Genomic DNA, 19,679 nt, shown 5'->3' with positions numbered 1-19,679 from the left:
CTCGTTTTCTTTAAGCTTAGGCACGTAATGAATAGAAAGCGAAAAAATATGATCTAAGTCACTAAATTTTAAGTGCGAAGTAACTTAAATGTCATTATCACTCGAAAAATAATACTTAAGTTTAGTTATTTTTACAGTGTACTTCACAGCCGAAAATCAAATAACAGTGGTTCTGCAGCAAGTTAAAAAGCGAGGAAGCATGCCGTTAACATGACATTATTCGAGGCAAGAACACAGGTACAAAAAAAGCGAGCCTAAGCTCGCTTTTCAAATAGTACGTCTTTAAACAATCACCTTATAACAGGTATTTTGTTTATTTCTTGATCATATCCAGCATGATAGCAACTGATTCATCAAGATAAGCATCCGGGGCTTCGTAGTCTTTTGGAATATCATCCAACGTTTTAAATGCCTCTAACTTAGCGGCTTTTTGACGTTGGTTAATACGCTCTAGACGAAGCGCATCCGCATCATCACTCTCTTGTTGACGAACCTTTTCATTAAGAGAAAGGTCATTGTCGTCTTTATCTGCCTTATATTTTTCAATATCTTGCGCGATAAAGCCAAATTCCATGTCTGTTGCGATACGAGCTTCGTGTTTAGCCGTCAACGCTGCGATCTGCTCATCGTTACGCTGTAACACTGAGTACTTCGCTTTGTCGATGCTGTCCCAAGGAAGAGCGTTGTCTTCAACACTTTCACCAGTATCTGCAGGATCAATTGGCGTTGGGTAAGCAATATCAGGTACTACACCCTTGTTTTGCGTACTACCACCATTGATTCGGTAGAATTTTTGGATTGTGTATTGAACGTAGCCTAACTCTTTATCGAACAAATCATAAATATGATTCAAAGAGCGATGCTGTTGCACCGTACCTTTACCGAAAGAGTTTTCACCTAGGATGATTGCACGGCCATAATCTTGCATCGCTGCTGCAAAGATTTCAGACGCTGAAGCACTGTAGCGATTCACCAATACCGTTAACGGGCCTTGGTAACTGATTTGACCATCAGTATCGCTGTTCACTTTGACACGACCGTAGCTATCACGAACCTGAACAACAGGTCCTTCTTTGATAAACAAACCAGAGAGTTCAGTTGCTTCAGTCAGTGCACCACCACCGTTGTTTCGGAGGTCAACAATAATACCTTCAACACCTTGCTCTTTAAGCTCGGTGATCAGTTTATCGGTATCTTTAGAAAGGCCAACGTAGAAACTTGGTACTTCTAATACACCAATTTTCTTGCCGTCTTTCTCGATCACTTCTGATTTAACAGCGCGGTCTTCTAAACGAATCTTATCGCGAACAATTGTGACAACGTGACTTTTTGCATCTTTACCATCTGGCAAGATCTGTAGCTTAACTTTGGTCCCTTTAGGGCCTTTAATAAGTTGTACTACATCGTCTAAACGCCACCCGATAACATCAACAATTTCTTCGCCATCTTGACCAACACCAACAATGCGGTCTCCATCACTCAATTGTTTGCTGTTTGACGCAGGGCCACCAGCAACTAAAGAGCGAATAACGGTGTAGTCGTCTGTCATCTGAAGCACAGCACCAATACCTTCTAGAGATAGGTTCATCTCAGATTGGAATTGTTCTGCATTTCTTGGAGAAAGGTAACTTGTGTGAGGATCAACTTCACGCGCAAATGCGTTCATGTAGATCTGGAAAGCATCTTCATTATGCGATTGCGTAATACGCTTCATCGCATTGTTGTAACGCTTTTCCAAAACTTCTTGAATCTCTGGCCACTCTTTACCAGTAAGTTTTAGATTCAACGCATCATATTTAACGCGTTTTCTCCAAAGCTCATTCACTTCAGCGATATCTTTTGGCCACTCAGCTTCACTACGATTGAGCTCAATACTTTCATCGGTATCAAACTTAATCTCTGTATCTAGCAAAGACAATGCATATTGAAAACGTTCAAAACGCTTCTGCATAGACAGATTATAAACATCGAATGCAATCTGGTTATTGCCCGATTTCAGCTGATCATCAATTTGTTTAGATGACGCAGAGAAAGAGTCAATATCAGCTTGAGTGAAGATATTACGATTATAATCCAGCATCTCTAAGTAACGATTAAAGATAGCTTGAGAGAAATCATCGTTGAGATTGAAGTGTTTATAGTGAGAACGAGTAAATCGAGAAGTAACACGTTTACTAGCAGTTTCGTGTTGGACCTCAGGAGCGAGTAGAGGTAAATCGTCCTGATCTAATTTGGCTTCAAGAGCCTGAGCTGAAGCTGCTAGCCAAAAGCTAGCAGCAATCAGTGTCAATTTTGAACGGCATTTCATGCGTAGGAGTATCTCCTTTAAGCGCGCAAGTGCTCCGCTTTAACAACCATTTGTAGGCCGTTTGCTAACTGAACACGCACATCTTCCTTATTGATTTCAACAATGGTCGCAGCCATGTTTCCTTTACCCATGTTCACATTTACTTCTTTGCCAGCGATGAATTCGTCAGCGTTCAAAGCGCGTGTTTCTACAGGCTTTTCTACTTTTGGTGCTTTAGGCGCTTGACGACGAGGCTGTTGAGCTTTCTTCGCCTTAGGTTTCGCTTTGCCATCTTCACGAGCTTTTTGTGCTTGTTCTTTACGACGAGCCTGAACTTTCGCTTTGCTTTCAGCAAGTGTAGCTTTAGCGTGTTCAACGTGCTCTTCTTCTAGTGTGCCACACGCGTTGCCGTCTAGGTCAACACGTTCTGCGCCAGCTTTTACGCCGTGCAGGTAACGCCATGATGATGTGTACTGTCTTAACGCTGCACGAAGCTGAGTCTTACTTACTTTTTCGTCTTCATTTAGACGTTCAGCAAGATCTTGAAAAATACCAATTTTAAGTGGCTTCGCTTCACCTTCTAGAGTAAAGCATTTAGGGAAACATTCAGCAATATATGCGATAACTTCTTTGCTGTTTTTTAACTTTTCAGTGTTTTCCATGTGGGTTCCTGGTTTTTGCGGTTTTCCGCGAGCATTAAGAAAATATTTTTACGTATTATAGAGAGATGCTTGGGAAAAACCACAGTAAGAGAATAATTTATGCCTTGTTCGCGTGCGAATTAAGCAGCTTTTCCACTTCTGCCATGAAAAATGTCAATCCGTCCTCGTCAATTTGAGAAAAACGACCAACATTTGGGCTATCAATATCAAGAACGCCCGCGATTTTTCCGCCAATCGAGAACGGAATAACGATTTCTGAGTTACTTGCAGCGTCACAAGCGATGTGACCTTCGAACTCATGAACATCATGAATGCGCTGAACTGTATTCGTCGCAACCGCAGTTCCACACACACCACGCCCGACCGGAATTCGCACACAAGCAGGTTGACCTTGGAAAGGACCCAGTACAAGTTCGTCTTTTTCCTTAGCTAAATCCTGCTTCATTAAATAGAAACCCGCCCAATTCAAGTCATCCAATTCCATGAATAATAATGAACTGATATTAGCAAGATTAGCAGTTAGATCGGTTTCTGATTCAATTAATGCAACGGCTTGTTTGGTTAAGCGTTGGTAATGTTCTATTTTCATATTAACTTCCAATTAAATTGAGACTTCCATTATCAAGAGAACGCAGTAGAATGCGACCATCAAACTAAATAGGACTTATTCTCATTACAATGAACGATTCAGAAGACACTATTAGCCGTTCTTGGTTAATAACTCAAGTAAAAAAACACAAGTCCAAATTACTGTTTGCTAACATTATTGCCATACTTGCAACTCTCATCAGTGTCCCTATCCCGTTGCTCATGCCATTAATGGTTGATGAAGTATTACTTGATAAGCCAGCTTCTGGCTTAGATATGATGAACCACCTACTTCCAACATCGTTGCAGACACCCACTGGCTATATTGCACTGACTTTACTGTTAGTCATTATCATGCGTACCGTTAGCCAAGCGTTGAACATTCTACAAGGGCGTCAATTCACGCTCGTCTCCAAAACAATTACCTATCAAATGCGTAGCAAGATGATAGATAAACTTGGCCGTATTAGTATTCGACAATACGAGACCAAAGGCAGCGGCGGCATTAATGCTCACCTAATAACAGACATAGAGACAATCGATAAGTTCATTGGCTCAACGCTCTCTAAGTTCCTCATCAGCTTCTTAACTGTGTTCGGTACCGCGATCGTGTTGTTATGGTTAGAGTGGCGTTTAGGGTTGTTCATTCTACTGGTCAATCCTGTTGTTATTTATTTCTCTCGTAAACTAGGCAGCAAGGTTAAGCACCTTAAAAAGTACGAGAACCAATCTTTCGAACGTTTTCAGAATCGCTTGGTGGAAACCTTAGATGGTATTTACCAACTGCGTGCAGCGAATAAAGAACGCATTTTTCTCGATGAGCTTAAGATTCAAGCAAACCAAGTAAGAATCGATGCCGACAAATACGCTTGGCAATCTGAAGCTGCTGGCCGCGTTTCGTTTCTCCTCTTCTTGTTAGGTTTCGAGCTTTTCCGCGCTGTCGCTATGCTAATGGTTCTATTCAGTGACTTAACCATTGGTCAGATTTTTGCGGTATTTGGTTACTTATGGTTCATGTTGGGCCCGGTTCAAGAGCTGCTAGGGATTCAATTCTCTTGGTATAGTGCAAAAGCGGCACTGCAACGCATCAACGATCTACTTCAATTAGAAGAAGAGAAGCGCCCGATTAGCAAAGTAAACCCGTTTTATGAAGATCAAGAAGTGACAGTCGACATCGAAGACGTTACATTCTCTTACACATTAGAAAACACTGTTTTAAATAGGCTATCACTACACATCCCTGCAGGTAAGAAAGTCGCTTTGGTGGGTGCGAGTGGTGGTGGTAAATCTACCTTAATCCAGTTGCTAATTGGGGTTTACCAAGCGGACTCAGGTTGCATTCGCTATAACGGTGAAACAACCGACGACATCAGCTTTGATGTAATACGTAATCAAATTGCCGTTGTTTTACAACAACCTATACTCTTTAACGATACATTGAGGCATAATCTGACCCTTGGTGCTGAATACGATGAAATGTCGTTGTGGCGTGCGCTTGAAGTCTCTCAAATGCAAGATGTCATCAAGCAACTCAGCAATGGCTTAGATACACAGATTGGTAGGAATGGCGTCCGACTGTCTGGCGGTCAACGACAACGCTTAGCAATAGCTCGTATGGTGCTGAGCAATCCTAAGTTTGTTATTCTTGATGAAGCGACATCTGCACTCGATACAGCAACAGAGTCAGCACTGCATAAAGCGTTGAGCGAGTTTTTGAAAGATCGCACAACTTTGATAGTGGCTCATCGATTATCAGCGGTGAAACAGGCCGATCTAATCTATGTTTTAGAAGATGGGCAAGTCACACAAACGGGAACACATGGTGAATTGGTTGAACAACAAGGACTTTATCAAACACTCTACGGCAGTGTGCAATCGCACGCCTGATGTTTGTAGTCCTAAGCATTTAAGTCGGGCATCGAGCCTAACTGACGTTTCAACTTGGGAGGTCGCGTGACCTCCCCATTCCCCACCAACCCTTTATCAACTCAGCATCAATGCGATAGTAGCTCAGTGCGCCTTTGTCAGGGCTGCGAACTCCCCGTTGATAAAATGGACATCCCTTTAGGGAAATCCGCTTACTGCCCAAGGTGTGGCACTCAGCTTTATAGAGGCGGCACCCCTAGCCTGTCTGGAAACCTAGCAATCGCAATTACCTGCTTATTGCTGTTTATCCCATCGCACTTTTTTGAATTCATCAGTATTCGCCTGATTGGCGTCATGATACCCGCGACGTTACCATCGGGTGTTTTTACCTTAATGGGCGAAGGCTTTCCTCTACTTGGTTTGCTGATCCTGTTCTGCAGTTCGATCGCTCCGTTGCTCGTGTGCACCTCGGTACTCATCACTCATGCATCACTGCGTCTTAAGATCTTTACACCCTTTCGTTATGCATTAGCCATTATTCAGACTCTCAAACATTGGATGATGTTGGATGTGTTTCTGGTAAGTTTGGCGGTCTCATGTTTCAAACTGCAAGATTACTCTGACATTTTCGTCGGCCCTGGTTTGATTGGCCTGATTCTTCTGCAGCTTTTCAGCGTATTACTAGTAAGCCGTATCAGTGTACGTCGCTACTGGGAAGCTTGGGCAAAAGAATCCGAATACTCTTTTGCTGAGAGTAAGAACGTACACTGTCACAACTGTCACCTATCTCAGCCTGACGGTCATACTTGTGTGCGTTGTCACCATGACTTATATCACCGCAAGCCCTACTCTATACAGAAAACTTGGGCTCTGCTATTTGCCGCATCCGTGGCTATCGTGCCAGCCAATGTCATTCCTATTTCTATTCTTATTACCAACGGTCAAAGGCTAGAAGACACCATCATTTCCGGTGTCGCTTCGCTGATTAATAGCGATATGTATGGCATCGCTGCGATCATTTTCATTGCCAGTATCGTCGTGCCAGTCGCGAAAATACTGGGCCTCGCGTACATCTTAATCTGTATCAAGATGAAGCGCGCCGTTTACCACAGGCAACGTATGACCATCTATTTCATCGTGAAATGGGTGGGGAAATGGTCGGTAATGGATCTGTTCGTTATTTCGATCATGATGACCTTGGTCGACCGCGGACAAATTTTAAACTTTACACCAGGTTATGGTGCAGTCGCTTTTGGCGTCGTAGTTGTTCTCACGATGCTAGCAGCGGAAAGCTTAGATCCTAGGCTAATTTGGGATAACTACACCTCTAAAGATGAGTCAGTGAATGAACAACGATAACCAATCACAAACGTCATATTCACCAGAAGTAAGGAAAAACAAAGGCATCTCACCTTTGTGGATTCTGCCGATATTAACCGTCGCCTTAGCCGGTTGGTTGGTCATGAAATCGATCCACGATGCAGGCCAACGTGTGCAGATATACTTTTCAGATGCCGCAGGTTTAGTCGCAGGTCGAACAACGATTCGTTACCAAGGCTTAGAGGTGGGTATGGTGCGCGACATCACCTTATCCAAAGATCTATCGAGCATCTATGTCGATGCTGACATCTACCCAGAAGCGAAGAAACTACTATCAAAAGGCACACGTTTTTGGCTCGTAAAGCCAACCGCTAGTTTGTCTGGTATCTCTGGGTTAGATGCACTTGTTTCAGGTAACTATATCGCTATACATCCTAGCGAAACTAAAGAAGAGCCAGAAACCGTTTTTCAGGCTTTAGAGTCGTCCCCTTCTGATTTGCTGGCTTCTGAAGGTCTAAACATCTCATTGACGACCAAAGATCTAGGTGGTGTGTCTGTTGGCTCTCAAATCGTTTACCGTAAAATCCCAATTGGTGAGGTTTACAACTACCAGTTAAACGACAACGCGAAATCCGTTACGATTCAAGCGTCGATTAAAGATGAATACAGCCATATCATTACCGACCAAAGCCGTTTTTGGAATGTCAGTGGCTTAGGTGCCAGTATTGGCTTTTCTGGTGTTGATGTTCGCTTAGAGAGCCTAAGTGCATTGCTTGGCGGTTCAATTGCGGTCGACTCTCCAGGAGAAGGCCAACCGGTTGAGATGAATACTAAGTTCAAACTCTACCCAGATCTGAAAACAGCGGGTCGAGGTATCTCTATCAAGATTGCCGTTCCCGATGATAATAAAATCAGTGCAACGGGTGCTCCGATCATGTATCGCGGCATTGAAATCGGTCAAATCACTGATTTATCGCTAAGTGAAGGGCGTGAAAACGTCGTTGCATCTGCCGCTATCCAACCGGCATTCAGTGACTTTTTAAACAGCGGCAGTAAATTCGTTCTAGAAGAGGCTGAACTGTCGCTTACTGGCATGAAAAACATTGCCAATTTAGTGACAGGTAACTTTTTAACCTTGGTACCGGGTGAAGGTGAAAAGGCGCGTCGATTTACTGCAATCCGCAAAAATGAATTCAGTCAAGAACAAGAGAAATCCGTTGCGATTCGCTTAACGTCGAACAATTCGTTCGGGTTAGATGTCGGTACACAACTTCTCTACAAAGGCATTGCCGTTGGCTCTATCATCCATGTGGGATTAGTTGATGGTGTTGGTACGGGCTCTGATAAACACGAAGTCTTCATGGATGCACTTATCGATAATGAGTACGCGCACCTTATCAAAAGCCACAACCGTTTCTTTGTGACAGGTAGTGCGACTGCAGAGCTAACCGAATCAGGCTTGAGTGTTACGGTCCCACCAGCAAAACAGCTTCTTACCGGCTCGATTAGCTTTGTGAGTGAAGGTAAATCTGAAGCTCGAACGGACTACCAACTTTTCCAAAGTAAGTCGTTAGCAGAAATTGCTAAGTTTAATCAGTCTGGTTCAAAGACACTTTCTTTGTTTGCCAGTGAGTTACCTTCAATTTCTAAAGGCAGCCCACTCCTCTACCGCAACCTACAAGTGGGTAATATTTCTGATTTTCAGCTTGCCGACGGTGGCGTAAGAATCAAAGTCACAATCGAAAATCGTTACACGCACTTACTCAACAAGCACACTGTTTTCTGGAACCGTTCAGGCGTTGAGGTTGATGCGTCGCTATCGGGTATCAGCATTAAAGCGGCACCAGTTAAAACCCTTATCCAAGGCGGTATTGCTTTTGACTCTCTGCCAGGAATCGACAACAAACTTGGTGATGTGTGGAAGCTTTACAAAGATTCAAAATCTGCCCGAAAGTTTGGCCGCGCCATTACTATCACCTCTTCTGGCGATCAAGAAGTCAACAAGGGCATGGCGATCAAATATCAAGGTGTCACTGTTGGTGAGGTTACTTTGGTGATTCCGAACTTCAACAAGGGCGGCATTGAAATTACTGCGCGTATTTTACCTGAGTACGTCGACAAGATTGCCGTGACGAACAGTCACTTCTGGTTGGCAGAACCTGAGATTGGCCTTAATGGCATCAAAAACGTCTCTGCGCTGCTCTCTAAACACATCAACGTAGACCCGGGCAAAGGTGAAAGAAACACGAAATTTGAGCTTAGCAAAGGACCTGTGCAGCCTGAAGGCAAGATATTCCAACTGCAAAGCGAAACGCGCGGCTCAGTATCTGAAGGTACACCTATCCTATTCCGTGAACTAGAAATTGGCAGTGTTATAGATGTTCAGCTGGGCGAGTTTGCTGATCGCATCATATCTACGATTCAAATAGAACCTGACTACGCGTATCTAATCCGCGCAAACACCGTGTTCTGGAACGTGTCGGGCGTCGATGTCTCTATCGGCCTGTCAGGCGCAAACATCAAAGCCGGAACGGTAGACAGCTTGTTAAGAGGTGGTATTACATTCTCAACGCCACCGACAAATGAACTTCAACCAGTAGCAAGCGAAGATCAGTCTTTCTACCTCTATCCTCAAGCCGAAGATGAGTGGAAATCATGGAGAACCGCAATTCCTCGTCCATAGAGTGAATTCCCTGACGTTTCTGGAAGATTAATTCTTCATCAAAATGCAGCCATTTGGCTGCATTTTTGTTGTTTGCTATAAATATGGTTTAGGGCGGCCTCATTTTGCTTTAAACTCCCCGCATTAATGCAATAAATCGAGATACTCTTTTGCACGCTAACGTATATATTCCTGAAGAATTCCTAACGCACATCGAAGCAATCATGCCTAGTCATCTAGATATGGCTTCTTTTGTCGCGTCATGCCAAAAACCACTTCGTAAAAGTATTCGAATCAACACATTGAAAATCAGTGTTGAAGACTTCCTAGTACGAGCAAAAGAGAAAGGCTGGGAACTGGAACCTGTACCTTGGTGTGAAACGGGCTTTTGGATTACAGTTGATGAAAGTGAAGCGCCACTAGGTAATACGGCAGAACACATGTCTGGTCTTTTCTACATCCAAGAAGCCAGCTCGATGATGCCACCTTCGGCACTTTTCCAAGGTGAAGCTGATTACCAAGCGGTGTTAGACACTGCGGCAGCACCCGGTTCTAAAACAACGCAAATCGCTGCGCTAATGAATAATCGCGGTGTATTGGTTGCCAATGAGTACGCAGCAAGCCGTGTGAAAGTCCTTCACGCTAACATAGAACGTTGTGGCGTTCGTAATGCCGCTCTAAGTAACTTTGACGGTCGAGTTTTTGGTGGTTGGTTACCAGAACAGTTTGATGCTGTGTTGCTAGACGCACCCTGCTCTGGCGAAGGCACCATTCGTAAAGATGCCGATGCGATGAAGAACTGGACGTATCAATCAGTGGTCGACATTGCCGACACGCAAAAAGATCTGATTGAAAGTGCATTCCATGCTCTTAAACCTAATGGTGTTTTGGTTTACTCAACGTGTACGCTTAGCACCGAAGAGAACCAACAAGTGTGTCATCACCTAAAAGAAACCTTTGGTGATGCGGTTGAATTCGAATCTCTGGAATCACTATTCGACAACGCAAAAGCAACCACGACAGAAGAAGGCTTTCTTCACATCTTCCCACAGGTCTATGACTCTGAAGGTTTCTTTGTTGCACGTATCCGTAAACTAGCTTCTGTTACTCCACCAGAAGTTAAAAAACGTATGGGTAAATTCCCATTTGAAAACGCATCAAAGAAAACTCAGCAAGAAGTCGCTGAACAACTAATGAGTACTCTCGATATCGAATTGCCAAGCGATACTCAGGTTTGGATTCGCGACAAAGACGTTTGGCTATTCCCAGAAGCGCTAGAGCCGATGATCGGTGAGTTCCGTTTTTCTCGCATGGGAATCAAGATCGCTGAAACCCATAAAAAAGGTTACCGCTGGCAGCACCAAGTAGCGACAACGCTCGCAACAGGTAATGAAGCTAATGTTGTAGAGCTTAGTATTGAAGATGCTCGTGAATGGTTCATGGGCCGCGATGTTCGCCCTGAAAACTTGTCAGGAAAAGGTGAAGTACTAGTGAAGTACAATGGTGCAATCATCGGCCTTGGTAAGTGGGTTGGCAACCGAGTGAAGAACGGTTTACCACGCGAACTCGTGCGCGATAAGAACCTTTTCTAAAAGCGTTCGCACTGAATACACCTTAATAAACAAAAAGCCCAAACAACGTTAATTGTTTGGGCTTTTTCTATTCTATCGGCCATATAAGTCAGTGTGCGAGCGCTTGTAAATCAACAGCTAATTATATAAATATCAATTCAAGTCACTATTTCCAAAAAGAAAAATCGCACTTTAGAGAATCTAAACTAGACTTCAATCTAACAGTCAAAAGATTAAAACGATTAGCGTAGGCTCTTCGGAGCCCTTTCCCCTAAGCCCAAACAGGAAGGTTTGGGCTTTTTTTTGACCGAAAGGACCGCTTACTTAACTAAGCTGATACCTTCTTTGTCGATAGTGATCTTGCCAGATTTGTATAGACCACCAATTGTCTTCTTGAACGTACCTTTGCTGGTTCTGAATGCAGAGAAAATAACTTCAGGAGAAGACTTATCATTCAAAGGCAGGTAACCGCCTTTCTTCTCAAGCAGGTCAAGAACCTTAGTGCTTAGGTCATCCATCTTAGCCACACCAACCTTCTGAAGAGACAAATCAATCTTACCGTCTTCTTCACGAACGTTTTTAATGTAGCCTTTTAGTGTTTTACCAATGAACAGCTTACCGATGATGTCAGATGGGAAAATCATACCCCAGTGTTCACCGTTCACGATCGCTTTGTAACCTAACTGGCTGCGCTCAGCGATAATGAGATCGACTTGCTCATTTTGCTTATAAGTCGCAGGCGTGTTGTCTAACCATTTGTTGAACTTCGTTGTACCAACGATACGGCTCGATGCTTTATCGATATACACATATACTAAGATTGACTGACCTTCGTTTAAACGGCCACGCTGCTCGCTGAAAGGAACAAGAAGGTCTTTACCTTTCACGCCCCAGCTCATGAATGCACCAGTGCTGTTAACACCTTCAACCGTCATCAAACCAAACTGGCCTACTTGAGCTATTGGTTTTTCAGTCGTTGCAGCGATCTGGTTGTCAGAATCTATGTATAAGAAAACATCTAGCTTTTGACCAATTTCAACACCTTCAGGAGTAAATCGTTTCGGCAGCAACACGGTTCCATAGTCGCTCGCGTCAAGGAATACACCGAAGTCTGCTTGTTTTACTACTTCTAAGTTGTTTATTTGACCAATATTAATCATCAAGGTTGTCTCTAATTTAAATTTGGCGGAGATTATACGTGATCTCTGATATGCTTTCGCTAGTTTCATTCATATTTTTACATTCTAGGAGACATCGTTGATCACCGTTGATAAACAAGATGCGATAACACTTAAAATTAACCATGCCATGGCTAAGACCAAAAAGCTCGACATGGACGTTTATCTATTCATTCCCGGTGAACTTGGACTGACTCCTGAAGTGCTTTCTGAAAGTGCCTTTTTCTACAGCTCAATCACTCAAAAACGTGCCTACTATAGTGACAAAACACTTTTACCTTTGGTACACAGTCGCTTGGCAAAACGTGGACGCTTATCTACAACACAGTATCGTGTCAGTTTGAGTCTGTTTGCCTACCAATATGTTATCGCGTTAGATAAAGCAGTCAGCAGCTTAAATAAAACTGATAGTGACGACGTAACGGCTGATGAAGTAGATGAAGTCATTGAATTGGCTTTAGATATCTTGAAGAAGCTACGCCGAAGCATCCCTTACGAAGAAAATCTCAAGCGCTACTACGCTAATATCGATAACTACCTATCTTGGTATACCGAGCAAAAGTTCCTATCGCTAGTTTCACACATGCCACGAGGTAGTGAGTATTCAACGATTAAAGAACGACTCTTAACGCTTTGTGATAAAGAGACCGCGCACCGTAAACTGAACCGCTACAACTCAGCAAGAGTTCGAGAGGACGTTACCCGCTTGAGTAACAAGATGCGTTTGCTGCGTCGTTTGATTGAACACCCTATCGTGCTTAAAGAAAAGACAACGTCGATGGGTAAGAACGTTAAGCGTGCCGTGAAAGGCATCGCGACCGGTTTGGTGATGGTTGTCGTGACCACTACTGTGATCTTGGCTCGTGACTTTCTTGGTGAGATTACCGCCTCTTTCATCGTGGCAATGTCTTTCATTTACGCACTGCGTGAGATCTTTAAAGATGACTTGAGAGACATCCTTTGGCGCTGGCTGCGTAAAGGCAAGCCAAAATGGAAGCGTCGTTACTATGATCCAACGACCAACAAGTCAGTAGGCCATAAACTGGAATGGTTGGACTACGCAAATTTTTCTAAGCTTGCAGATCGCATTCAGTCGATCCGTAAAAAGCGTGTGGTACAACGTGAAGAGCAAATCTTGCATTACCGCTCTCATACTGAGATGTCGACATCGACCTTTATGAGTGGTTATGAGGAGACTCGTGAAACGTTATCGATCAGCCTAAGAGCGCTGACACGGTTGATGGATAAAGGCTCAAACAAGATCTACCGCTTGAATGAAGGACAAGTGAGCCGCGAATCAGTAGAAAAGCGTCATCTTCTCAACCTGATCATTAAAGAGAACAACCATGATAACGAACCAACCTACTACCGTTGGAAGATCGTTATGAACCGTTCAAAAATAGTTGATATTGAGCAGATCACTCAAGAGTCATAGAGCCGTTATAAAGTTCTCTATAACGGTATGTGGAAACCATTCACATACCGTTGTTTTATCTCTTCAACGTTACCCATGACTTCTAAACCAAAATCTATTATTTAATCGCTATTTTCTTGAAGGGACTTTCTTAATTGAAAGCGTAAGCGTGAACTCCGCCATCGGCTCGTCACCATGTAAAGATGGGCAAGTCGCGATAATGGTTACGGGTTGATTGACCCGTTCTCCGGTCGACATGGTTTCTGCCAGCATAGTGTTGATCAGCTCACCGTCGTTACAAGTGAAATGCACATCACCTTCAGGGCGCTTCAAAAAGTTACCCGTCACCTCTTTAAAAGCCAACGAGATCTTTTCACCTTGCTGCTGAGATTTGCTCATCGCAAGAAACCCACCCGCAACATCCGCACCTACAGCCAAAACGCCAAAGTACATACTGTTAAGGTGATTCTTAGTACGCCTTCTAAGCGGGATTTTCACTTCAACATGTTGGTTGTCCAACGCGAGTAGTTTTGGTCGGCACAACCAGATAAGTGGGACTTTGAAAAAGCCAAACATGCTTAAGTAGAAATTTGCTTTTTGTAGAGGGGTCAACATTCGGATTACCTAGTCAAATCAGTCATCAGACCAGTTAATCGATTAGCGATAGAGATGTCAAAAAAAATGTTACAAAAAAGAGATATCATCGCACAATGATATCTCTTTCATTCTCAAAGCATTAGCGCCTTAAGTCGGCTTATCAGGCAAGCTAATCGATTTACGCAGTCACGACCGTTTCTACGCATTCAAGATCAGCTATGTAACCTTGTAGACGTGGGTAATCCACTAAGCCTTGAGTTACTAGCAGCACTGGCTTCTTCGCGTTCAGGGTTGCTTTAACAATCATATCCAACAAGGTAATAACCGCTTCGTTTTGTGGATCAAAAGCGTGCTGCTGAGCTTCATTGTGTTTGTCTACGCCTAAAGTGAAAGACGCTAAGCTATCAACGTTTACCACTACACCATCGAAGTAATGCAGTAAACGTTCGCTCAGTAGCACTGCAGACGGCACATCGCACGAGAACAGTACTTTCAAACCGTTAAGGCCGCGTGGTAGCCCTTGCTCGGCAAGCAGGTCAATAATCTTAGCGGCATCGCTTAACGCACGAACGTAAGGCACAACTACTTCAACGTTGATGCCCTGCTCACGTAATGCCTTAATAACCTGACATTCTAAAGCGAAAGCCTTGCTGTATTCTGGTGTCGCGTAACGAGCAACGCCACGAACACCTAGTGCAGGGTTAATCTCTTCTGCTTCACAGTTCCCGCCAAGCAGCGAACGGAATCCATAGCTGTCTGCACTGCTTAATGCGATACGAACAGAAGTGTGATTTGGCTGAACGGCAGCTTGAATGGCAATCACTAAGGTCGAAACAAAATGCTCATCGACTGTTTTATCGCCAAGGATCGCTTCTAAAGACGTTTTTTCAATATCAGTCAAAGTATCTAAGTGACTCTCGATACTTGGGTGGTAGAAGACACGATCCATCACTAATTCTGATAATGAAACGTATAAGTGGTTAGAATTATTATTATCGTTGTAAGAAGGCAGCACATCACCTAAGACGAGTTCTGGGTGCAAAGTGCTTTGATTTTCTTGAGTCATTGCTGCTCCAGCATTTTTATGTTGTGTTCAAACGAAAATACCGATAGCTGCCTGTTAATACAAGTGAAAATCCCTTATTTGACGCTGGCCTGCTGATAAAAATAAGAATATTAGCAATAACTGAGATAACTTTGACTCAATAGAGTTTATTCCTCTGTTCAATTCCGTTATCTTAACCACTCCGCAATAGAATAAAAAAGCTATCACATGCCATTAAAAACTGATGAGTTGAGAACCCAAGCTCTGGGTCCTATGCCAACTCCTGCCGAACTAGGCAATGCACACCCTATTACTGACGACGTTGCTGAGCGCATTAAAAATTCTCGCCGCCAAATCGAAGATATCCTAACTGGTCGTGATAACCGCCTATTAGTTATCGTAGGCCCTTGCTCTGTTCACGATACAGATGCGGCACTTGATTACGCTGAGCGCCTAAGCAAAATTCAAGACCAGTACAAAGATGAACTGTTCGTTGTAATGAGAACCTACTTCGAGAAGCCTCGTACTGTTGTAGGTTGGAAGGGTTTGATTACAGATCCTAACCTTGATGGTTCATACGCACTTGAAACAGGCTTGAACAAAGCTCGTAAGCTTCTGCTAGATATCAACAAGCTTGGCCTCGCTACCGCGACTGAATTCCTTGATATGATCACAGGTCAGTACATTGCAGACCTTATCACTTGGGGTGCGATTGGCGCTCGTACAACTGAATCTCAGATTCACCGTGAAATGGCTTCTGCACTGTCTTGCCCTGTTGGCTTCAAGAACGCGACCAACGGCAACATCAAGATTGCTATCGATGCAATTCGTGCAGCACATGCTTCACACTACTTCTACTCTCCAGATAAGAACGGCCGCATGACGGTTTACCGTACTTCTGGCAACCCATACGGTCACGTTATTCTACGTGGTGGTGATAAAGGCCCTAACTTCGACGCTGAATCTGTAGATACTGCATGTAAGCAACTGGCTGAATTCGATCTACCTCAACGTTTGGTTGTAGACTTTAGCCACGCTAACTGTCAGAAGCAACACCGTAAGCAGTTAGAAGTTGCACAAGACATTTGTGAGCAAATTAAATCTAACAAGAACCAAATTGCAGGCATTATGGCAGAGAGCTTCATTATTGAAGGCAACCAGCCAATGACAGACATCAACAACCTAGAATATGGCAAGTCGATTACTGACCCATGCCTAAGCTGGGAAGATACTGCAACAATGCTAGACATGCTTGCAACAGCAATTAAAGATAGAAACTTAGCTTAAGGAATCAACACAATGCCATCATTTGACATTATCTCTGAAGTAGAAGCAGTAGAACTGCGTAACGCAGTAGACAACGCAAACCGTGAACTATCGACTCGTTTCGATTTCCGCGGCGTTGACGCAAGCTTTGATTACAAAGATGAATCAGTAAAATTGACTGCTCAAGACGATTTTCAACTGAAGCAAATGCGCGATATCCTTCGCAGCAACCTAACGAAGCGTAATGTTGATCCTAACGCGATGGAAGCGAAAGCGGCAGACCAAACAGGTCGCACTTGGCACCAAACGGTTATCTTTAAGCAAGGCATTGAAACTGATGTCGCTAAGAAGATCGTTAAGCTAATCAAAGACAACAAAGTTAAAGTTCAAGCTTCTATCCAAGGCGACAAAGTTCGTGTTACTGGTAAGAAGCGTGATGACCTACAAGCTGTTATGGCTCTAGTTCGCAGCGGTGAACTTGGTCAACCTTTCCAGTTTGACAACTTCCGCGACTAATTATTGAGTTGGAGCAACCGCCTATTTGGGTTGCTCATTCATCAGCACAATGTCGTGTTTGAAATAGCAAAAAGCCACTTCTTTTGAAGTGGCTTTTTATTTATCTGGTCCAGCTTTAGTTTTATTCCGAGCCTCTAGCCGATTTCAAACAACCAGAAAGCTCTCATTTCAACTAGAAGCAATTACCTCAACTGAGTACTTGGGCTGCTGACAATTTTAGGTCTTTGCCGACCAACAGATTAAACTCTACGCTTGCTGGTGGAATAAACACACACACTCGTAATTTCTCTGCTCTTGCTTGCTCAAGCTTTGTTGATAGCTCTCCGCTGTTGGCGTAGCTCTCTCTTTCTGCATCTCGGCGGCACAGGTCGATAAATTCAAATGGACAATCGCTCGGTGAAAGTACGAGCTCTGCCTCCTGCATCAAACGTAAAGCCTTCATAGACAGCAGCTCGACATCTTGCTCGAATTCAATCCAAGTGACCTGCCCTTCGCTATCAATGCCTTCGGTTAGCGCTTGCTGGTAGTAAGACTCTAACTGCTCTCTGTCATTCACCTGCTCGATAAAGCTGGATGACAAGAAACGCTCCCAAAATTTACGACGCTCGTCGACGGTTGGGAATGACTCTTTGATTGAATTGCGTTTTGATGCACCGAAGTCTGCTATCAAACCTATGTTTTGTGGCAATACCGTTTCGAGTTTTTCTCTGATATTTCTTACTAAAACAGGTGATGCCCCGCCACTAGAGATGGCAATTTGGATTCTGCCGCGATTTATCATCGAAGGTGTGATGAAGTCGCAGTAAGGAAGATCGTCAACCACATTGACTAAAATGCCCAGTTTTTTCGCATCATTATACACTTGGTGATTCAAGCTTGGGTTGTCTGTTGTGGCCCAAACCTGCAAGTAATTTTTCGATATGATCTGTGACGAGTAAAAGTTTTGAACCCAGTGAAGCTTGTTCTCGTCCACAAGCTGCTTTAAGTAAGGCGCTACCTTGGGAGACACCAAAGTCACATCCGCTCCCGCTCGTAGTAAGCTATCGACTTTACGGCAAGCAACCTCACCCCCACCAACCACTAAGATTGGCTTATTTTCTACATCCAAAAACATTGGGAAATAACGCATGTTCTTCCTTGAGACTACTTCAATAACTATTCAGCCATGCTACCAAATTTGGAGCATATTCATAACTATCGAAGTGTAATAAAAATATTTATTGACCAAATTTCAACATTTCTTAAGTTTAATATTTCATCATTGTGATGTTGATTCAGAATATTTATCTAGTCGATTATCAATATAAAAATCTAAATCTCGTTGCACCAACAGTGTGAACCGTTGCACTATTTACATTCACTTAACATTTGGTCATTCTAATTGTGTTCGGATTTGTGATTTCATTCAAAATTCTTTTTAAATTATACATTTGTGAAACTACGGATCCTTTCCTAACCTTATAAACAGTTGTTTAAATCGCACACAGTTTCATTTGCAAAATGCAACTCGTTTAATTTGAACAACAAGGTCATAGAAAACGCAACACATAAGAGAAACTCAAACGAGCACGAGTATCAGGTGTCACCTGGTTAACAAGGAAGGATACAAATGACAAATAAACTAACACTTCTTGCTTCAGTAGTAGCTGCATCAACTGCGATGATGGCAACATCGGCATCAGCGGCAGAAAGCACTCTGGACAAAGTCACATCTCAAGGTTTTCTAACTTGTGGTGTAAGTACCGGTCTTCCAGGGTTCTCTAACCCTAACTCAAAAGGTGAATGGGAAGGAATTGATGTTGAGTATTGTCAAGCTCTTGCAGCGGCTGTACTCGGTGACAAGACTAAAGTTAAGTATGTACCTCTAACAGCAAAAGAGCGTTTTACTGCGCTTCAATCTGGCGAAATCGACGTACTATCTCGTAACACAACATGGACATTACATCGTGACACTGCTCTAGGTCTGAACTTCGTAGGCGTTAACTACTACGATGGTCAAGGCTTCATGGTTAAGAAAGAACTTGGCCTAACAAGTGCTCAAGAGCTTGATGGCGCTTCTGTATGTGTTCAATCAGGTACAACAACTGAACTTAACCTAGCCGATTACTTCCGTAACAGTGGCATGTCTTACAAGCCAGTGGTATTCGATACGGCAGCACAAACATCGAAAGGTTTCGACGCAGGTCGTTGTGACGTACTAACAACTGACCAATCTGGTCTATACGCACTTCGCCTAAACCTAGCTGATCCTAAATCTGCAGAAGTACTTCCTGAAATCATCTCTAAAGAGCCTCTAGGCCCTGTTGTTCGTCAAGATGATGATCAATGGTTTAACGTTGCTAAGTGGACACTTTCAGCAATGATTAACGCGGAAGAATACGGCATCTCTTCTAAAAATGCAGACGAAATGCTTAAGTCAAAAGATCCAAACATCAAACGTATTCTTGGTGTAGACGGTCCTAAAGGTAAAGGCCTTGGCATTCGCGACGACTGGGGTTACCAAGTAATTAAGCAAGTTGGTAACTACGGTGAGAGTTTTGAGCGTACTGTTGGTACAGGTTCTCCACTTCAAATCTCTCGTGGTGTAAATGCATTATGGAATGCGGGCGGCTTTATGTACGCTCCACCAATCCGTTAATAAATTTTCAAGCATCAATTAGGGCGGAGTTTTCCGCCCTATTTATTAAATGGATTTGAGGTTATAGTA

15 protein-coding genes are annotated in these 19,679 nt (G+C 43.4%); 8 read left to right on the top strand and 7 right to left on the bottom strand.

Translation table 11 applies throughout. The features are described 5' to 3' along the window. Positions 1-313: 313 nt before the first annotated feature. The 3 genes from prc to AB4167_RS03705 form a co-directional block, all read right to left on the bottom strand. Entirely contained in the window at positions 314-2,308 is a 1,995-nt protein-coding gene (prc, locus tag AB4167_RS03715; RefSeq protein WP_017068919.1) for a carboxy terminal-processing peptidase, read from the bottom strand. Between the two features lie 17 nt (positions 2,309-2,325). Further along, a complete protein-coding gene (gene proQ / locus AB4167_RS03710) occupies positions 2,326-2,949 on the bottom strand; it encodes an RNA chaperone ProQ (protein ID WP_372136146.1) in 624 nt (207 codons plus the stop codon). A 97-nt stretch (positions 2,950-3,046) separates the two neighbouring features. Continuing rightward, complete coding sequence (locus AB4167_RS03705; protein WP_017059689.1) at positions 3,047-3,538, bottom strand: GAF domain-containing protein; 492 nt, start codon at positions 3,536-3,538, stop codon at positions 3,047-3,049. An 89-nt stretch (positions 3,539-3,627) separates the two neighbouring features. Between AB4167_RS03705 and AB4167_RS03700 the strand changes: the two genes are divergently transcribed. The 4 genes from AB4167_RS03700 (at position 3,628) to rsmF (ending at position 10,977) form a co-directional block, all read left to right on the top strand. Further along, positions 3,628-5,424, top strand: a complete 1,797-nt coding sequence (locus AB4167_RS03700; RefSeq protein WP_102432715.1) for an ABC transporter ATP-binding protein — start codon at positions 3,628-3,630, stop codon at positions 5,422-5,424. A gap of 54 nt (positions 5,425-5,478) precedes the next feature. Beyond that, positions 5,479-6,762, top strand: a complete 1,284-nt coding sequence (locus AB4167_RS03695; RefSeq protein ID WP_029235600.1) for a paraquat-inducible protein A — start codon at positions 5,479-5,481, stop codon at positions 6,760-6,762. Beyond that, entirely contained in the window at positions 6,749-9,406 is a 2,658-nt protein-coding gene (locus AB4167_RS03690) for an MlaD family protein (RefSeq protein ID WP_372136145.1), read from the top strand. The genes AB4167_RS03695 and AB4167_RS03690 overlap by 14 nt, the downstream gene beginning before the upstream one ends. 149 nt (positions 9,407-9,555) lie before the next feature. Further along, positions 9,556-10,977, top strand: coding sequence for a 16S rRNA (cytosine(1407)-C(5))-methyltransferase RsmF (gene rsmF / locus AB4167_RS03685; RefSeq protein WP_372136144.1), 1,422 nt, complete (start codon positions 9,556-9,558; stop codon positions 10,975-10,977). A gap of 299 nt (positions 10,978-11,276) precedes the next feature. Here the strand turns inward: rsmF and AB4167_RS03680 are convergent, their stop codons facing one another. Beyond that, positions 11,277-12,185 (bottom strand): S1 RNA-binding domain-containing protein, encoded by a 909-nt coding sequence (locus AB4167_RS03680; protein WP_372136143.1) that lies wholly within the window; start codon positions 12,183-12,185, stop codon positions 11,277-11,279. Positions 12,186-12,213: 28 nt separating this feature from the next. Here AB4167_RS03680 and AB4167_RS03675 point away from each other — a divergent pair, with 28 nt between their 5' ends. Beyond that, complete coding sequence (locus tag AB4167_RS03675) at positions 12,214-13,569, top strand: hypothetical protein (RefSeq protein ID WP_017063834.1); 1,356 nt, start codon at positions 12,214-12,216, stop codon at positions 13,567-13,569. Positions 13,570-13,677: 108 nt separating this feature from the next. On the opposite strand, the gene AB4167_RS03670 is transcribed toward AB4167_RS03675, so the two are convergent. Together AB4167_RS03670 and AB4167_RS03665 are read right to left on the bottom strand one after the other, a co-directional pair. Continuing rightward, complete coding sequence (locus tag AB4167_RS03670) at positions 13,678-14,163, bottom strand: PaaI family thioesterase (RefSeq protein ID WP_017059696.1); 486 nt, start codon at positions 14,161-14,163, stop codon at positions 13,678-13,680. A 160-nt stretch (positions 14,164-14,323) separates the two neighbouring features. Further along, on the bottom strand, positions 14,324-15,211 hold the full coding sequence (locus tag AB4167_RS03665) for a putative PEP-binding protein (RefSeq protein WP_017066315.1): 888 nt from the start codon (positions 15,209-15,211) through the stop codon (positions 14,324-14,326). Positions 15,212-15,418: 207 nt separating this feature from the next. Between AB4167_RS03665 and AB4167_RS03660 the strand changes: the two genes are divergently transcribed. Both AB4167_RS03660 and AB4167_RS03655 read left to right on the top strand, forming a co-directional pair. Next, entirely contained in the window at positions 15,419-16,477 is a 1,059-nt protein-coding gene (locus AB4167_RS03660) for a 3-deoxy-7-phosphoheptulonate synthase (protein ID WP_017059698.1), read from the top strand. Between the two features lie 12 nt (positions 16,478-16,489). Further along, positions 16,490-16,972, top strand: a complete 483-nt coding sequence (locus tag AB4167_RS03655; RefSeq protein WP_017059699.1) for a YajQ family cyclic di-GMP-binding protein — start codon at positions 16,490-16,492, stop codon at positions 16,970-16,972. A gap of 187 nt (positions 16,973-17,159) precedes the next feature. On the opposite strand, the gene AB4167_RS03650 is transcribed toward AB4167_RS03655, so the two are convergent. Beyond that, positions 17,160-18,101: a bifunctional precorrin-2 dehydrogenase/sirohydrochlorin ferrochelatase gene (locus AB4167_RS03650; RefSeq protein ID WP_017059700.1), complete on the bottom strand. Its 942-nt coding sequence runs from the start codon at positions 18,099-18,101 to the stop codon at positions 17,160-17,162. Positions 18,102-18,581: 480 nt separating this feature from the next. Here AB4167_RS03650 and AB4167_RS03645 point away from each other — a divergent pair, with 480 nt between their 5' ends. After that, positions 18,582-19,610, top strand: a complete 1,029-nt coding sequence (locus tag AB4167_RS03645) for an amino acid ABC transporter substrate-binding protein (RefSeq protein ID WP_017059701.1) — start codon at positions 18,582-18,584, stop codon at positions 19,608-19,610. The last annotated feature ends 69 nt before the right edge of the window (positions 19,611-19,679 follow it).

It is taken from the genome of Vibrio sp. 10N.286.49.E11 (assembly GCF_041469505.1).
GTDB classification, from domain to species: domain Bacteria; phylum Pseudomonadota; class Gammaproteobacteria; order Enterobacterales; family Vibrionaceae; genus Vibrio; species Vibrio crassostreae_C.
The sequence above is the reverse complement of the archived record's forward strand: the minus strand, read 5'-3'. Positions and strand labels throughout refer to the sequence as shown.